The sequence below is a fragment of the Salegentibacter haimaensis genome (assembly GCF_054121495.1).
This window is the reverse complement of sequence record NZ_JBSYGH010000002.1, coordinates 108,695-126,358: the sequence shown is the minus strand read 5'-3', so window position 1 is coordinate 126,358 and position 17,664 is coordinate 108,695. Positions and strand designations below refer to the sequence as shown.

Here is a 17,664-nt window from a genome sequence, read left to right as displayed (position 1 = left end):
TGGCCTGCATCATTTTTTTCGCTATTGACAGATTAATACTCATAAATTTTTCTTTTCGTCTTTCCCGTCCCGATAGCCATCGGGAGCAGGAAACTATTATTATAATTTATTCTTCTTTTTAAGATTTCCGTCTTTACGGAAATGACACCTTTTGTTTTTTTGAGATTTCCACCTTCGTGGAAATGACTTAAACAAAAAAAGCCGCTGCGGTGGCAGCGGCTTAATGCAAATATCTTTTCAGTTTTATGCAATAGTGCGCGCTGCGGAGGTTTTCCACATCATCATACACATCATATTGCAAATAAACTGGTACATTTCGTTGTTTTGTTGGCTACAAAGATAAGGGTAGAAATTTTTAATATCCAAACCGCCACTTCATTTTTATGAAATTATTTTTTTGAAGAAAAATTATTTTACTATTCGGAAAATCAAACCTGAAATCTTGATAATCACCAAAAAAACCTGGTAAAAGAAAGACTTATTTGAGAAATAAACTTCAATGGTTATTAAAAACAATCCCTTCCTTATGCAGATAAGGGTTTGACCTTGATTTGTCCACCAATAGCTTTCAATACCTTAAATATGGTTTCAAATTGTGGTTTGGCTCCAACAGTTAATGCCTTATAAAGACTTGATCTACTCATTCCGGTTTTTTCTGCAATTTTTGTCATTCCTATCGCCTTTGCAATATGTCCAATTGCTACTATTAAATCAGAACTATCCCCATCTTCAAGTACGGTATTGAGATATTCAGCAATCATTTCGTCACTATCTAAATAGTCGGCTATGTCTAATTTTGTAGTTTCCATTCATTCATTTTTTATTCTGTCCCAAATTTTTTTTGCGGTTTCGATGTCCTTCTGTTGCGTTGATTTATCTCCCCCAATTAAAAGGATTATGATTTTGCCATCCTTTTGCTTAAAATACACCCGATAACCTTTAGCATAATTTATGCGCATCTCGTTTATCCCACCACCAACAAATTTAAAATCTCCGAAATGTTCATCAGTTTCAAGCTTTTGAATTCGGTATAGGATTTTAGCTCTTGCCCGCAGATCTTTCAATTTCCTAATCCATCTATCGAACTCAGATGTTTTTTCAATAATCAACATTTAATAAATGTATCCATTTAGATACAAAAATAGACATTTTTAATATTACAAAATCAAAAAGACATATAGAGTTGAAAAATTAAATTAAGCCAGCGCATTTTCCAAAGAAGAAAATATTATTAAAGCTTTCAAAAGAAATTTTGATTCTCACTTATTTTTATACATTTGTAACCGAATAATTTCAAGGGAAGGATTTGACTGATTGCAACCCTTAATACACTTAGTTGTATTGAAAAATGCTAAAGCAGTGTCACTACTCCTCTTAGCTTCGCCCGTCAAATTCAGCCCATAATTCTATAATTCAAAAGAAATATGGCATATTTATTTACTTCAGAAAGTGTTTCTGAAGGGCACCCCGATAAAATCGCCGATCAAATCAGCGATACTCTACTTGATAACTTTTTAGCTTTCGATTCTGAATCTAAAGTGGCCTGCGAAACCCTTGTTACTACTGGGCAGGTTGTGCTTGCAGGAGAGGTGCGTAGCGATACTTACCTGGACGTGCAAACCATAGCCCGCGATGTGATAAATGACATAGGGTACACCAAGGGAGCCTACAAATTCAGCGGGGATTCCTGCGGGGTAATCTCGCTAATTCACGAACAATCCCAGGAAATCAATCAGGGAGTTGACCGTGGAAATAAGGAGGAACAGGGCGCCGGCGACCAGGGAATGATGTTCGGCTACGCCACTAACGAAACCGAAAATTATATGCCCCTGGCACTGGATATTTCTCATAAGATTCTTATCGAACTGGCCAAAATTAGACGGGAAGGCAAAGAAATGACCTACCTGCGTCCCGATTCCAAGAGTCAGGTGACTATTGAATACAGCGATGATAATATGCCGCAGAAAATTGTAGCGATAGTGGTTTCTACCCAGCACGATGAATTTGATGAAGATGATGATAAGATGCTGGCTCAGATCAAAAAAGATATTATCGAGATACTTATTCCGAGGGTGAAGAAACAATTACCCGAATATGTCCAAAAGTTGTTCAACGATGAAATCACCTATCACATCAACCCTACAGGGAAGTTTGTAATCGGCGGCCCACACGGGGATGCCGGCTTAACCGGAAGAAAGATTATCGTGGATACTTACGGTGGTAAAGGCGCCCACGGCGGCGGAGCTTTTTCAGGAAAAGACCCGAGTAAGGTAGACCGTTCAGCGGCTTATGCTGCAAGACATATCGCCAAGAACCTGGTAGCTGCCGGGGTTGCCGACGAGGTTTTGGTGCAGGTGTCTTATGCTATTGGCGTGGTGGAACCCACTTCAATTTTTGTAGATACCTACGGAACTTCTAAGGTAAACCTCAAAAATGGTGAAATTGCAAAAAAGGTAGCTGAAATTTTCGATATGCGCCCCGCTGCCATCGAAGAACGACTGAAGCTTCGCAACCCGATCTACCGTGAAACCGCAGCTTACGGGCATATGGGAAAAGAACCCCGAACCCTCACCAAGGTTTTTGAAAGCCCCTACAATGGCAAAGTCACCCGCGAAGTAGAGCTTTTTACCTGGGAAAAACTGGATTATGTAGACAAGGTGAAAAAGGCATTTGATTTATAAAAATAAAACTCACCTAAACTATTAGACCTTGCAGGACCTCAAACCTGCAAGGTTTTTTTAACCCTGTAGGTCTGGAATCAACCCGAAGTGTACCAAACAAAACCCTGCCTTCCTCCCAAAATACCTACAAGGTCCTGGAGACCTTGCAGGAAAGACTTATTCCAGACAGATCCCAAGGAGAAACAAACCTCCTGCAAGGTTTAGCAAACCTTGTAGGTCTGGAATCAACCCGAAGTGTACCAAACAAAACCCACCTTTCTCCAAAATACCTACAAGGTCCTGGAGACCTTACAGGAAAGACTTATTCCAGACAAAATCCCAGGAAAAAACCAACCTCCTGCAAGGTTTTATTAACCCTGTAGGTCTGGAATCAACCCGAAGTGTACCAAACAAAACCCACCTTTCTCCAAAATACCTACAAGGTCTTTGAGACCTTGCAGGAAAGACCTACTCCCAAAGGAATGAATTCTGCAGAAGAAAACTAACCTCCTGCGAGGTTTAGCAAAACTTGTAGGTCTGGATTCAACCCGAAGAGAACCAAACAAAACCCACCTTTCTCCAAAATACCTACAAGATCCTGGAGACCTTGCAGGAAAGACTTATTCCAGACAGATCCCAAGGAAAAACAAACCTCCTACAAGGTTTAGCAAACCTTGTAGGTCTGGATTCAACCCGAAGTGTAGCAAACAAAACCCTGCTTTCTCCCAAAACCCCAACAAGACCTTTGAGACCTTACAAGAAAGTGCAAATCGCAATCTTTTTCGACATTGCCACAGGGACCTGATTTTTTTGACGTTTTCTTCGGAAAGCTTTAACAACGGGCAGGATTTATTATTCCTAATTTTAATATCCAACCAATCCCACACTAAATGTCCGTTTTTAAAAAAGTTCGCAACACCTTTAGCCTTCTCAAGTCGGTTGATCTGGATCAACTGGCCAAAATCAATAAGCAAATCGATCTTTCGGAAGCGATGAAAACTTTGGGTACGCTCGACGAGCGTCAACTCAAGGGCCTGATGAAAATGTTAAAAACCAAGCGTCGAAAAGGTCAAAGTGATTTGCCTCCCATCGACGGTGATTTTTACAACCTGGACCTCAAATTAAACGAAGACCAGCGCAAGCTACAAATGGAGGTGCGCAATTTTATGGAAGACGAGGTTCGTCCTTTAGTAAACGATCATTGGAATCGCGCGAAATTTCCTTTCGAGATCATCGAAAAATTTAAAAAGCTCAATATAACCGGGGTGCCTTACGAAGGTTATGGCTGCCCTAACCTTCCATTTTTGATGGAAGGAATCATCGCCCAGGAAATCGCCAGGGTAGATGTTTCAATTTCTACATTTTTCGGGGTACATAGTGGCCTGGCGATGGGTTCCATTTACCTCTGCGGCAGCGAAGACCAAAAACAGGAATGGCTTCCGAAGATGCAAAAACTCGAAAAAATAGGGGCCTTTGGCTTAACCGAGCCCAATGTAGGCTCTGGCGTGGCCGGCGGCCTGGAAACCACCTGTAAATTCGATGGGGAAAACTGGATTTTAAACGGACAAAAGAAATGGATTGGTAACGCCACTTTCGCCGATGTGATCGTGATCTGGGCCAGGGATGAGGATTCCAACCAGGTTAAAGGTTTTTTGGTTCGCAAGGAGAACCCGGGCTTTAAGGCCGAAAAAATGGAAGATAAGATGGCTTTGCGTATAGTGCAAAATGCCCTTATCACCCTTGAAAACTGTATCATCCCTGAGAGTGACAGGCTCCAAAATGCCGAGAGTTTTAAAGACACCGCCAAAGTACTTCAAATGACCCGTGCCGGGGTAGCCTGGCAGGCTGTGGGTTGTGCCCGGGGCGCTTATGAAGCCGCGTTGAAGTATACCCGAAAACGCGAACAATTTGGAAGGCCAATAGCTTCCTACCAGCTTATTCAGGATCATTTGGTTGAGATGCTTTCCAATTTAACCGCAATGCAAACCCTTGTTTTCAGGCTTTCAGAATTACAGGATGCCGGCATGCTTTCAGACGAGCACGCCTCCCTGGCCAAGGTATTTTGCAGTATGCGCACCCGCGATGTGGTGAGCCGGGCCCGAGAAGTTATGGGTGGCAACGGGATTTTACTCGAACACGATGTGGCCCGCTTCGTGGCCGATGCAGAAGCCATTTATAGTTACGAGGGTACCAAAGAAATAAATTCACTCATAGTTGGCCGTGCCATAACCGGTTACAGCGCATTTGTGAGCTAAATAATAATTATCAAAAAAACAGAAATTTAATGTCATTTTTAATCGTAAGTCCGGGGAGAGACCCGAAAGCCTGGGTTGAAGCCCTGGAAAATCAACATCCGGGATTGAACATCTATGTATACCCGGAAGATCATAATAAAGAAGAAGTAGAATTTGCACTTACCTGGAAGCACCCACGTGGGCTTTTCAAAAACTATCCAAACCTTAAAGTTATCGCTTCTATGGGTGCCGGGGTAGATCATATCACCAGCGACGAGGAGTTGCCTGAACATATTAAAGTCACCAAAGTAGTAGACGATATGCTCTCGGCCGATATGGGGAATTTTATTTTGAGTCTAATTCTTCAACATCAACGAAACCTTTTAGATTATTCAAAACAACAGGCCGAAAAGCAATGGCAACCAAAATCTTATAGACGAAATAAGGACGTAAGAGTAGGAATTCTCGGGCTGGGAACTTTGGGAAAAAAAGCCGCTGAAATTTTGGTAAACAACAATTTCGATGTGCACGGTTTTTCAAGAAATCCTAAAGAGATCGACGGGGTAGAAAGCTTTTCAGGAGAAGACCAGATGGATGATTTTCTGGCGAAATCTGATATTCTGGTGAATCTACTGCCATTAACTCCCAAAACTGAGAAAGTTTTAAATAAGGAACTTTTTGAAAAATTACCCGAAGGCGCTTATGTGGTAAATGTAGCCCGCGGAGAACATTTAGTGGAACTTGATCTTCTGGAAATGATCGATAATGGCCATCTTTCAGGTGCAGCTTTAGATGTTTTCTGGCAGGAACCTTTAGCCGACGATCACCCCTTTTGGGAACACCCGAAGGTATTTATCACCCCGCATATAGCCAGTGTCACCCATCCGGAAGCCGTTGTACCACAAATCGTGGAGAACTACGAACATATGATGGAAGAGGAGCCGCTGAAGAATCAGGTGAAACGCGATATAGGTTATTAAAACTAAAAAAAATGGAATTTAAAAATATTCTTGTGGCGGTAGATCTTACCGACAGTTTTGGCGAGTTAATGACTTATGCTGAAAGTATCGCTAAAAAATTCGAAGCCAAGGTTTGGGTCGTACACGTTGCAGAGCCCAATCCCGATTTTGTAGGCTATGAACCGGGCCCGCAGTATATTCGGGATATTAAGGCTGAAGAATTTCGAGAGGAACATCGAAATCTTCAAAATATTTGTGAGCTTTTTATCGATAGAGATATAGAGTCTGAAGCCTTGCTAATTCAGGGTTCGACGGTAGAAACCCTCATTGCTGAAGTGAAAAAATTGCAGGCCGACCTTTTGATTGTAGGTACTCACAAACACGGATTTTTCTACAACCTGCTGGCCGAGAATGTTTCACTCGAGTTGCTGAAAAAGGCCGAAATTCCATTTTTGGCTATTCCGATAGCTGAAGAATAAACAGGAGGTTTCAGAAATTTTTATTTTCTTGGAGGTGACTTTTAAATTTTAGAAATTTTGAAACCAATCAGCAAAGAAGAATTCACTCGGCTCCATCAGCAAATCTCAGAGCACATACATAAAACCCCGGTTTTAAGTTCAGGGCTAATAGATGAAATGGCAGGAGCCGGGATATTCTTTAAATGCGAAAATTTTCAAAGAGCCGGTGCCTTTAAAATGCGGGGTGCCACCGCTGCGATATTGAATCTAAGCGAAAATGACCGAAAGAAAGGCGTAGTCACCCATTCTTCCGGAAATTTTGCCCAGGCCGTATCGCTGGCGGCGAAAAGTTTGGGAATTCCTGCTTATATCGTAATGCCCTCTTCGGCGCCCGAGGTTAAAAAAGCAGCGGTAAAAACCTATGGCGGAAAAATCACAATTTGCGAGCCTACCTTAAAAGCCCGTGAAGAAGCCGCTGAAAAAATAGTACAGGAAACCGGCGCCAGTTTCCTGCATCCTTCCAATCAGCTTGATGTGATCTATGGGCAGGGAACGGCCGCTATAGAATTGCTGGAAGAACAACCCGATTTGGATTTTGTGATCACCCCCGTTGGCGGCGGCGGACTTTTAGCCGGGGCCGCGCTTGCCGTGAAGTACTTCGGAAAGGATTGCAGCTGCCTTGGCGCCGAACCCTTTGAAGTCGATGATGCATACCGCTCCCTAAAAAGCGGAAAAATTGAAACCAACGAAACCACCAATACCATCGCCGACGGGCTTAAGACTCAGCTGGGAGACAAGAATTTCCCCCTTATTCAAAATTATGTTTCAGAGATATTAAGAGTTGAAGAACAGGAAATAATTTCTGCAATGCGGCTTATTTGGGAGCGAATGAAAATCATAGTGGAGCCATCTAGCGCGGTGACCCTGGCAGCGCTGCTTCGGGAGAAAGAAAAGTTTAAAGGGCGGAAAATTGGGATTATTATTTCCGGAGGTAATGTGGATTTAAGCAATTTGCCGTTTTCGTAGATTTCAGCAGTTTTATTCAGGAGAAAACATTTATCAGAATTCTTATCTTTAGCTCCTATTTAAAAACTTCAAAATGCTTCAAAGAATTCTACCGGCGGTAGTCCTACTTCTTTCCGCCACCAGCCTGCTTGCCCAGGATAAGAAAGACGATAAAAAATGGGATGTTAATGATCCCTATTCCGATGACTGGAATATAAAAGAGGTGCAACTTCAAACCGATGAAGGCACCTGGATGAACCTGGACGTGAGTCCCGATGGCAAAACCATCGTTTTTGACCTTTTAGGCGATATTTATTCGATGCCTGTTTCCGGAGGGAAAGCTACCGCATTGCGCAGTGGGATGGCATACGAAGTGCAGCCCAGGTTTAGCCCAGATGGTTCAAAAATCTCCTTCACCAGCGACGCTGCAGGTGGAGATAATATCTGGATAATGGATCGCAATGGCGAAAACGCCAAACAACTCACCAAAGAAGATTTCAGACTATTAAATAATGCCGAGTGGATGCCCGATGGGCAGGCCCTGGTGGCGAGAAAACATTTTACCTCGGGGCGCTCGCTTGGTGCAGGTGAAATGTGGCTTTACCATATTGGCGGGGAAGCCGGCCTGCAGCTCACCGAACGTAAGAACGATCAGCAGGATGTAAACGAGCCCAGCATTTCTCCCGACGGACAATATCTGTACTACAGTGAAGATATGTACCCCGGCGGTGCTTTTCAATACAACAAAGATCCCAACAAACAGATTTATGTGATAAAGCGTTACGATTTTGAAACCGGGGAAAACACCACTATCACCGGCGGTCCGGGAGGAGCAGCAAGACCGCAGGTTTCTCCAGATGGCAAAAAACTGGCCTTTGTAAAACGCATCAGGACCAAATCGGTTTTATATATCCACGACCTTGAAACCGGCGAAGAATGGCCGGTTTACGATAATCTAAGCAAAGACCAGCAGGAAGCCTGGGCGATTTTTGGCGTGTATCCGGGCTACGAATGGATGCCTAATAATAAAGAAATTGTTTTTTGGGCCCAGGGGAAGATTAACAAAGTGAATATCGAGACTTACGAAAGCGAAGTAATTCCTTTCGAAGTGGAAAACACGATTAAAATTGCTGAAAGCCATCGCAGCGAGCACCCGGTTTTTTCTGAAGAATTCGACGCCAAAGTGATTCGTCACGCGGTAACCTCTCCAAATGGAAAAACCCTTGTCTTTAGCGCCGTGGGTCAACTTTGGAAAAAAGACCTGCCCAACGGGAAACCTCAGCGCATCACCAAAAGCGAAGAAGCCGAGTTTGAACCGGCATTTTCTCCCGATGGAAAGGAGATCGCCTATGTAACCTGGACCGACGAGGGAATGGGCGCACTTATGAAGGTTGGTTTAAACGGAAGAAATCCTCAAAAACTCACTTCAGAAAAAGGGATTTTTAGAAACCCCTCCTTTTCGCCCGACGGGAAAAACATAGTTTTTGTAAAGGAACGAGGCAACTCAGACCAGGGTCAAACCTTTAGCAAGGAACCGGGAATTTATACGATAAGCACTTCCGGAGAGAATATGGAAAAAATTTACGATTCGGGAGATTTTCCGCAGTACAGCGCCGATGGAACGCGAATTTTCTTCCAAACAGGAGGTGGCCTTATGGGTAGCATCGAAAAAAGCCTGAAGAGTATAGACCTTTCAGGAAATGATGAACGCACCCATATCAACTCAAAATACGCCAATCGCCTGGTGCCAAGTCCCGACAATAAATGGGTGGTTTTTTCGCATTTGCACAAGGCTTATGTAGCGCCGCTGCCAATGACCGGCCGTCCGGTAGATTTGGATAATAACACCAAAACAGTACCGGTGAGTCAAATCGCCAAAGATGCCGGCTTAAACCTGCATTGGTCTAACGACAGTAAAAATCTGCATTGGACCCTGGGCGATGAATATTTCACCAATAAGGTTTCAGAGCGATTTACATTTTTACAAAATTCGCCAGATTCTATTCCTCCAATTACCGAAGAAGGGACAAAAATCGGCTTAAAGCTAAAAACCGATGTTCCTTCTGGTCAAATAGCTTTCACCAATGCCCGCATTATCACGATGAATGGCGAGCAGGTGATCGAAAATGGTAGCATCCTGATTGAAGGAAATAAGATCGTTTCGGTAGGCGCAGCTTCCGAAGTAAACATTCCGAATAAAGCTAAAGTTTATGACCTTGAAGGCAAAACCATTATGCCCGGTATCGTAGATGCACACGCCCATATTGGAGCTTTTCGCTACGGACTTACCCCAGAAAAACACTGGCCGCTTTATGCAAATCTCGCCTTTGGTGTGACCACGGTGCACGATCCTTCGGCTTTGAGTGAAACCATTTTTAGTATGGCCGAAATGGTCAAAGCCGGCGTAATGGTTGGCCCAAGAATTTACTCAACCGGGGTTATCCTTTACGGAGCCGACGGAGATTTTAAGGCAGTGATCAATACCCTGGAAGATGCGCGTTCGGCTTTGAGAAGAACCAAAGCTTTTGGTGCGACTTCGGTTAAAAGTTACAATCAGCCGCGCCGGGAACAGCGCCAGCAAATTATGCAGGCTGCAAAAGAATTGGGTATGAATGTGGTTCCGGAAGGTGGAAGTACATTCTTCCACAATATGAATATGATCGTAGACGGGCATACCGGGATAGAACATAATATTCCAGTGGCGCCGGTTTACAAAGACATTAAAACCCTTTGGGGAAACAGCAACACCGGCTACACCCCTACCCTGATCGTGAATTACGGCGGAATTAACGGGGAATACTATTTCTACGACAAGGATAATGTTTGGGAAAATGAGAGACTGTTGAATTTCACTCCGCGATATATCGTAGATTCCCGCTCCAGACATCGTACGAAATTACCTGAAGAAGAGTACGAACAGGGGCCAATTCTGGTTTCTGAAACAGCAAAAGAACTTACCGATATTGGCGTGAAAGTAAACCTGGGAGCTCACGGGCAGTTACAGGGCCTTGGCGCCCACTGGGAGCTTTGGTTGCTTCAAATGGGCGGAATGACCAATATGGAAGCCCTGCAGGCCGCCACCATTAACGGCGCAGAATATATTGGTATGGGCAGCGAAATTGGTTCTCTGGAAGAAGGCAAACTGGCCGATTTGATCGTGCTGGAGGAGAATCCGCTGGAGGATATTCGCAATTCAGAATCAATAATCTATACTATGGTGAACGGTAGATTATACGATGCTGAAACTATGAATGAAATTGGCAACGAACCCAAAGAACGCGGTAATTTTTACTGGGAAAACAATAAATACAATGCTGCGTTTCCCTGGCACGAAAGTACAGAGAGCTTTACCGCTCCCGGCTGTACCTGCCAGAGCACACATAATTAATTAGCAAATTTTTCAAACCGGATAGTTAAAAATAAAGTTTTTAAATTCGCCTAAACAAGCTGGATTTAGTAACTTTTAAAGCAAATTAACCATCCGGTTTTTTTTTGAAAATACCATTTTATGAGAAGAGTTAAATTTGGAAGACTTTTCACCCACCGAAAGATAGACGAGAGCATCATTCGGGAACACTTGGCCCTGGAGCGCACCAAACTCGCCAATGAGCGTACCCTGCTGTCTTACACCCAGGCGGCACTTTATTTTTTGCTGGGGGGTTTGGCTTTAATTCAGCTTAAGGAATACCAGGAGATGCATTATATTGGCTATTTGGCCCTGGTTTTTTCTGTGCTCTTTGTAACTGTTGGTATTTGGCGTTTTATTGTACTCAAAAATAAAATGAAAGATCTCCTAAAAGGAAAAATCGAATCTACAGCCGATGATGATAATGAAGAAGACACGACAAAAAACGACTAATTGAAATACTGCTTCTTTTCATACCAGTCTATCTGAATTTCTAATAAATCCATTTGCAAACTTTCACCCATTATTTTCTTCATTTTATAGTCATTGGGGCTATTGCTTGGTTCTATGACAAAAAGAACTGGAAACGAAACTGGTTAATTTTACTGGCCACTATGGCCGTAGACATTGACCATATAGTTGCCACCCCACTTTTTGACCCTATGCGCTGCGGTATTGGTTATCACCCGTTGCATAGTTTCTGGGCGATTGGAGTCTATTTCTTCGGAAGTATTTTTGTGAAACACCGCATCCTGAAACTGGTGTTCATCGGGCTGCTTTTCCATATGCTCACCGATTTTATCGATTGTCTTTGGATGTTTTCAAAATGTGAAGAGTGTTATACGGGCTCAGAACTTTTCAAAATTTTCAATTGGGTTTTGATGCTATAACCTCATCGTCTTTCTCCCCGGTAACTTTTTTGCTAATTTTTTCGAAAACATTACTCATCATTTCTATTTGCGAAAGATTTTTATCAAGCCCAAATCTCTGGGCCAGCCAGGATGGATCATTATAAGATAAAAATACCTGGCCGGCATCATCACGCCAAACCAGAATTTTCACCGGGAGTTCCAGACCAATCTGAGGGTTGTCTTGCATCAAAACGCTGCCAACATCAGGATTACCGAAAATCACCAAAGTAGCAGGGCGTAGGCCCATTTGCAATTGACTTGCGTTATCGCAATGATCTATCTCTGCAAATAAACCTAACTTTTCTATACTTTCGATCTCTTTTAAAAGCAATGCGTAGGTGGTATTAAAATCGTGTGGACTTTTTTTAAGAATCACTCCTTCATTTTCTTTCACTTTCAATTTTCCCGAATTCGATATTTTAGCACCCGAGGCTTTTTCGATTTTTTTGTGAAGCAGGTTTTTCATTTTCCGCAGTTCTTTTTGACGGCCCAAATTATAACGGGCACCTAAAAAATCTGGATTGGAGGCTACCATAAAAACCTCTTCATTTTCATCCTGGTACAGGCTAATTCGTAATGGCAGGTCTAATCCGGCCAATTGCTGCTGTTGCATAAGTTTGATTTCTGCTTCCGGAATTCGCAGCAGAAAAATAGTTAAAGGAGAAAGTTGCAGGGAGTTTTTTGCAGCATTCTGAGCGTGGTCGATCTCGGCTATCAATTCAAAATCGGGCGAAGTTTTAAGCAGGTGCTTCAGCCTTCCTTTGCTTTCATCAAAACCAAAATTGCTTTTAGCCAATAGAAGCCCACTTTCGCTTCCGCGCTGCGAAAACACAGAAATTGAATTCAGAAAACATAGCAGTAATAATATGTTGCCCAGGTTTTTCATAGCGAAGATTCTCCAGTGCTAAACTTCCTTTAATTTACGCAAATTCCGTGGCATTTTAACATTCTCAACACATTAAATATTTCACAAAAATGACTTTAAGGTTCCAAGCAGGCTAAATGAAAACTTGTATATTTACCCTCATATTATCGATAAGTCTTATCCCAAGACCCCAGCCAATAAATTAACCAAATATGCACGTAGCCATTGCCGGAAACATAGGTGCGGGTAAAACCACCCTCACCAAACTTTTAGCGAAACATTATAATTGGGAAGCTCAATTTGAAGATGTTCTCGAGAACCCATATCTGGAAGATTTCTACAATAAAATGGAACGCTGGTCTTTTAACCTGCAAATCTATTTTTTGAATAGCCGCTTCAGGCAAATTCTCCAGATTCGTGAGAGCGGAAAGAAAATTATTCAGGATAGAACCATCTATGAAGATGCGCATATTTTCGCTCCCAACCTGCACGCAATGGGACTTATGACCAACCGGGATTTTGAAAATTACAAATCGCTGTTCGATCTTATGGAAAGCGTGGTTCAGGGCCCAGATTTGCTCATCTATTTGAGAAGCAGTATTCCCAACCTGGTGAACCAAATTCATAAACGCGGCCGGGATTATGAAAATTCAATTTCAATAGATTACCTGAGCCGCCTTAATGAGCGATACGAAGCCTGGGTTCATAATTACAATAAAGGAAATTTGTTAATCGTTGATGTAGATAATATTAACTTTGTAGATAAACCCGAAGACCTGGGTGATATCATTAACCGAATAGACGGCCAGTTACATGGTTTATTTTAAAAGCTTACACCTATGGAATCGACAAAATTAAAAAGACCAAAACACAAGGGCTCACCAAAGCTTTTCGACAATCCGTTTCTGGAAAAGTTAACGCATACGCATATCGCATATCCGTTAATTATCTTCGGAACGGTGGCAACCATTTTATTCTACTACGGAATTGAAGAAAAAGGTTTTACAACCCCAACTATGCTATTGCTTTTCTTCGCCGGAATGTTCTTTTTTACCCTGGTTGAATACCTGATGCATAGATACCTGTACCATATCCCTGCCACCACCCCAAAAAGGCAGAAAATCTCGTATACCATGCACGGGGTGCATCACGATTATCCAAAAGATAAATCGAGACTGGCAATGCCTCCAATTTTAGGTTTGCTTATCGCAACTATACTTTTTGTGATTTACAGGGCGATTTTAGGCGATTTTGTATTCGGATTTTTAGCCGGTTTCCTCATTGGTTACGCCGGCTACCTGGGAGTTCACTACTCGGTGCACGCCTTTAAGGTACCCAATAATTTCCTGAAAGTGCTTTGGCATCACCACAGCATTCATCATTATCGCGAACCCGACCGTGCCTTTGGAGTTTCCTCTACGCTTTGGGATCATATTTTTGGCACTATGCCAAGAAAAACCCCGGTTTCCCAACGTACGGCTGTGGGGAAAAGCATAGACGATTAACCCGGTACCCGGGAATTCACTCGAAATTATCTTTTAGTATTCCAGAAAAGACACAAAAAAATGTCAGCTTTCGACTTCGCTCAAGCTGACATTTTTTATTTAATGCGATTGCTTCGGGCTATTTGATAAAACCATTTTCGCGGGCGTGCTCTTCGGCTTCTTCCGAAGAATATACCATAAGCACCGGGGTGGTTTTAAAATCATCTATGATGCTTTGTACGTGAGCCATTTGCTTTTTATGTTTTACACTGCGCAAATAAATTGCCAGGATCCTGTCTGGGTGTTGTTCGGCTATTTCTGTATAGATTGAAGCGTCGTGCTCGCCGCTATCCCCTATTAAAATAAATTTTAGATCGGGATAGGTCTTAAGAATATTGGCGATTTCCTTTTGTTTGTGAGGCTTCTCAGGTTTAAGACTTCGATCAAAAGGCGTTCGGAAATTTCTCAGCAAAATCGGGCCTTTTGGAAAAGCATTGTGATCCAAAAATAAGGTGAGATATTCATACAAATTCCAGGGACTGTTGCTCAAATAAAACATCGGATTTTTATTTTTTCCGCTTTTGCCCAAATGCAGTTTGCTGTAAAAATCGGCAGCTCCTTTTAAAGGAATTCGCTTAAAGGCATTGGTGAGCAATGAATTTTTCAGCAATCGCCACTTAAGAAAAGAAGTTACTCCCGTATGTAAAATCGTGTCATCTATATCGCTAATCACCCCATATTCGGCATCTGGCTCGGGGATTAAAAATTCACCTTTAAAAGGGTTTTCGAGAACTTCGGTCTTTTTTCCCAGCGGCCCTTTGTAATATAATTCATAATCCAGCCAGCCTTCTTCATCGGCGTGCTCGGCGAGGTCCTGTTCGATATAATCATCAAACAGAAAGTAACCTTCAGGATCAGATTTAGTGGTGGCATTTACCTTTCCCGGCAGTACCAGCTCGATTTCTGCATCGGGAATTTCGAAAGTATCAAACTGCTTGTATGTGGTTTTCAGGGTTTTTAGGAAAGATGAATCCTGCACTATCTTCAAAGGTTCATTATCCAGAACTCTCCCTTTTATATAAAGATGGGAATGAGTGCCGTAACTGCGATAAGGTGTGATAAGCACCTGGTCTATAAACTTGTATTTTCCGGCGAGTTTTCGTAATCGTTTCTTCATAAATACCTGGCTTTTAAACCAAGATAGAAAGATTAGCCCGGGCTGGTAGTGGCTTTAAAAAAAGTTTAGGAGTTTTCAAGACGGCCTATAGCCTTTTGCATATCTATGCCCTTACCCAAAACTTTGCTGAATAATTTTTTCTTCTGATTCTCCAGGCGTTCAGGCATATTCTGAATATTAAAATCAAGGATTTTAAGACCGCTTTTTACTTCTTTCCATTCTAATGGAGCAGATACCGGGGCGCCGGGTTTAGGCCTTGCGCAATAAGCTGAAGCCAGAGTCTGCCCCCGACGGTTTTGCAGATAATCTAAATAGATTTTGCCTTTTCGGGCTTTTACGGCCCGCTCCATACTGGTGATTTCCGGCAGTTTTTCCTGAATATAATAACAAAGCAATTTGGTAAAATCCCTCGCCTGCTCGTAATCGTATTGCGCGCCCATTGGAATGTAGATATGCAGCCCGCTCGATCCCGAGGTTTTACAATAAGCCTCAATTTTTGCCAAATCAAGCACTTCTTTGGCCGCCTGCGCCACTTCAATCACTTCTTCAAAGCTGTTTTTCTCTGAAGGATCTATATCGATCACCGTATAATCTGGTGCATCGAGATGCTGCTTCCTGGAATTCCAGGGGTTGAGTTCGATACAACCCAGGTTTGCCATATACAGAAGGCTGGCCTCATTCTGGCAAAGCATATATTCGATTTCCTTTTCGGCAGATTCTGAATATATCTCTACCCGCTCAATCCAATCGGGCATCTGGCCTTCGGTGTCTTTTTGGTAAAATCCCGGTTTTTTTATCCCGCTGGGGTGGCGATGCAGGTTTTGAGGCCTGTCTTTCAAAAATGGCAAAATATAATCTGAAACTTTAATATAATAATCGATAAGGTCATATTTCCTGAATCCCGAATCGGGCCAGTAGACTTTTTCCAGGTTGGTGAGGGGCACCGAAATCCCGTTTACATCGAGGGAGGCTCCTTTTTTGCCTTTTTTAGCTCTTTTCCCGGGGGCTTTGGTTTCCTTGACTTCGGTGACTTCTTCTGGCTGCTTATCTTCCCGCAGACCCAGAAAAACCGGATGTCGCAATTTTCCGGTTTTGGTCTCTTCGCTAAATTTCACCTCGCAAATCAAGTCGGGTTTCATCCAAACCGGTTCCCGGCCTTTTAAATTAATTTTCTTCGGAAAAGGAGATTCTTCAGTTTTGAATTTTTTGAAAATTTTGAGCAGATTCTTTTGATCTTCATTGCTGAAACCTATACCTACATTCCCAATATATTCGAGCTTTCCATCTTTAAAACTACCCAAGATAAGCGAACCAAAAACTGAAGCTTTCGAATCGGTATAGCCGCAAATTAGCGCCTCAAGGGTATGTTCTTTTTTGATTTTTAACCAGTTTTCACTGCGATAGCCCGGGACGTAGGTAGAATCGGTCTTTTTTGCAATTACTCCCTCAAGGCCTTTTTCAATGGCTTTCTCATAAAAAGTTTTTCCCATCGCTTCGATATGATCACAAAAAAACACCTGCTCCAGGTCTTCGAGCACTTCGGGAATAAGGCTTTTTCTTTCCAGGAGCGGCAGCTCCAGCATTGAATGCCCGTTGAGAAATAGCATGTCAAAAACATAATACCGCAACTCCCCTCCTGTTTTATTATCGTAATTCTGCAACGCCTGGAAATCTGGAATACCGTCTTTATCTAACAAGACCAACTCGCCATCCAGAATCACATCGTGCTCCAGCTGTTCCAGCTCTTTCCTTATTTTGCTGAATTTTTTATTGAAAGAAATCCCGTTTCGGGAATACAAATTCACCTCCCCATCCTGCACATTAGCCAGCAACCGATAGCCATCCCATTTTAGCTCATAAATCCAGTTTGGATTATTAAAAATTTTATTGGTGGCCGTGGCAAGCATTGGCTTCAGAAACTTTCCGGGGTCGATTTTGCGAATTTTGCCTTTTTCTCCTGTGTTTTTTTCTGAAGGTTTTTCCGAAGAGAAAACTTCGGCATCATAATCCAGGTCGGTCGCATAGTCATCTTTCTTTTTGATAAGCAACCACTGATTTTTCTCCTTGGCCGAATTCATATGCACCAAAGCAAAACTTCCCCTTAATCTTTTTCCTGAAAAATCGATTTTAAGATTTCCGTCTTCCAGCTGCTCCAGTAAGTATTCCTTCTCTCCTTTCGAAGATTCAAAGGTGCCTTTATCCCAAATGCTCATCTCTCCTGCGCCATAATTCCCCTTGGGGATGGTGCCTTCAAAATCAAGATATTTTACGGGATGATCTTCGGTTTGAATGGCCAGGCGCCTATCGTTTGGATTCATAGACGGGCCCTTGGGCACGGCCCAGCTTTTTAGCACACCCTCCATCTCCAGGCGCAGGTCGTAATGCAACCTGCTAGCCTGGTGCCGCTGAATTACAAACCGGCCACGATTTTCATCGCTGTAATCGGCCCCGGGTTCGGGTGTTTTCTCAAAATCCCGTTTTTTGATATAATCGTCGAGACTCATT

Annotated in this window: 15 protein-coding genes; 10 read left to right on the top strand and 5 right to left on the bottom strand. The window is 42.7% G+C overall.

Translation table 11 applies throughout. The features are described from left to right. Positions 1-524: 524 nt before the first annotated feature. Both ACW6QP_RS03865 and ACW6QP_RS03860 read right to left on the bottom strand, forming a co-directional pair. A complete protein-coding gene (locus ACW6QP_RS03865; protein ID WP_457909528.1) occupies positions 525-809 on the bottom strand; it encodes an addiction module antidote protein in 285 nt (94 codons plus the stop codon). Next, entirely contained in the window at positions 810-1,112 is a 303-nt protein-coding gene (locus tag ACW6QP_RS03860) for a type II toxin-antitoxin system RelE/ParE family toxin (protein ID WP_457909527.1), read from the bottom strand. A 312-nt stretch (positions 1,113-1,424) separates the two neighbouring features. On the opposite strand from ACW6QP_RS03860, the gene metK reads away from it, so the two are divergent. From metK to ACW6QP_RS03820, 8 genes are all read left to right on the top strand, one after another. Beyond that, on the top strand, positions 1,425-2,681 hold the full coding sequence (gene metK, locus ACW6QP_RS03855; RefSeq protein WP_457909526.1) for a methionine adenosyltransferase: 1,257 nt from the start codon (positions 1,425-1,427) through the stop codon (positions 2,679-2,681). Between the two features lie 869 nt (positions 2,682-3,550). Continuing rightward, positions 3,551-4,915: an acyl-CoA dehydrogenase family protein gene (locus ACW6QP_RS03850; protein WP_457909525.1), complete on the top strand. Its 1,365-nt coding sequence runs from the start codon at positions 3,551-3,553 to the stop codon at positions 4,913-4,915. A gap of 29 nt (positions 4,916-4,944) precedes the next feature. Further along, positions 4,945-5,874 carry a 2-hydroxyacid dehydrogenase gene (locus tag ACW6QP_RS03845; RefSeq protein WP_457909524.1) on the top strand — a complete coding sequence of 310 codons (930 nt, stop codon included), beginning with the start codon at positions 4,945-4,947 and terminating at the stop codon, positions 5,872-5,874. Positions 5,875-5,885: 11 nt separating this feature from the next. Then, positions 5,886-6,332 (top strand): universal stress protein, encoded by a 447-nt coding sequence (locus ACW6QP_RS03840; RefSeq protein WP_457909523.1) that lies wholly within the window; start codon positions 5,886-5,888, stop codon positions 6,330-6,332. 66 nt (positions 6,333-6,398) lie between these two features. Further along, positions 6,399-7,337 carry a pyridoxal-phosphate dependent enzyme gene (locus ACW6QP_RS03835; protein ID WP_457909647.1) on the top strand — a complete coding sequence of 313 codons (939 nt, stop codon included), beginning with the start codon at positions 6,399-6,401 and terminating at the stop codon, positions 7,335-7,337. A gap of 73 nt (positions 7,338-7,410) precedes the next feature. Continuing rightward, entirely contained in the window at positions 7,411-10,704 is a 3,294-nt protein-coding gene (locus ACW6QP_RS03830; RefSeq protein WP_457909522.1) for an amidohydrolase family protein, read from the top strand. 120 nt (positions 10,705-10,824) lie between these two features. Further along, entirely contained in the window at positions 10,825-11,175 is a 351-nt protein-coding gene (locus ACW6QP_RS03825; protein ID WP_457909521.1) for a DUF202 domain-containing protein, read from the top strand. Between the two features lie 53 nt (positions 11,176-11,228). Further along, a complete protein-coding gene (locus ACW6QP_RS03820; protein WP_457909520.1) occupies positions 11,229-11,612 on the top strand; it encodes a DUF6122 family protein in 384 nt (127 codons plus the stop codon). On the opposite strand, the gene ACW6QP_RS03815 is transcribed toward ACW6QP_RS03820, so the two are convergent. Continuing rightward, positions 11,590-12,519 carry a DUF302 domain-containing protein gene (locus tag ACW6QP_RS03815; RefSeq protein ID WP_457909519.1) on the bottom strand — a complete coding sequence of 310 codons (930 nt, stop codon included), beginning with the start codon at positions 12,517-12,519 and terminating at the stop codon, positions 11,590-11,592. The genes ACW6QP_RS03820 and ACW6QP_RS03815 overlap by 23 nt on opposite strands. A 191-nt stretch (positions 12,520-12,710) precedes the next feature. Here ACW6QP_RS03815 and ACW6QP_RS03810 point away from each other — a divergent pair, with 191 nt between their 5' ends. Together ACW6QP_RS03810 and ACW6QP_RS03805 are read left to right on the top strand one after the other, a co-directional pair. After that, complete coding sequence (locus tag ACW6QP_RS03810) at positions 12,711-13,325, top strand: deoxynucleoside kinase (RefSeq protein ID WP_457909518.1); 615 nt, start codon at positions 12,711-12,713, stop codon at positions 13,323-13,325. Positions 13,326-13,337: 12 nt separating this feature from the next. Beyond that, positions 13,338-14,003 carry a sterol desaturase family protein gene (locus ACW6QP_RS03805; protein WP_457909517.1) on the top strand — a complete coding sequence of 222 codons (666 nt, stop codon included), beginning with the start codon at positions 13,338-13,340 and terminating at the stop codon, positions 14,001-14,003. 118 nt (positions 14,004-14,121) lie between these two features. Here the strand turns inward: ACW6QP_RS03805 and ACW6QP_RS03800 are convergent, their stop codons facing one another. Together ACW6QP_RS03800 and ligD are read right to left on the bottom strand one after the other, a co-directional pair. Next, positions 14,122-15,159 carry an App1 family protein gene (locus tag ACW6QP_RS03800; RefSeq protein WP_457909516.1) on the bottom strand — a complete coding sequence of 346 codons (1,038 nt, stop codon included), beginning with the start codon at positions 15,157-15,159 and terminating at the stop codon, positions 14,122-14,124. A 65-nt stretch (positions 15,160-15,224) separates the two neighbouring features. Then, complete coding sequence (gene ligD / locus ACW6QP_RS03795) at positions 15,225-17,663, bottom strand: DNA ligase D (protein ID WP_457909515.1); 2,439 nt, start codon at positions 17,661-17,663, stop codon at positions 15,225-15,227. Position 17,664 lies beyond the last annotated feature (1 nt).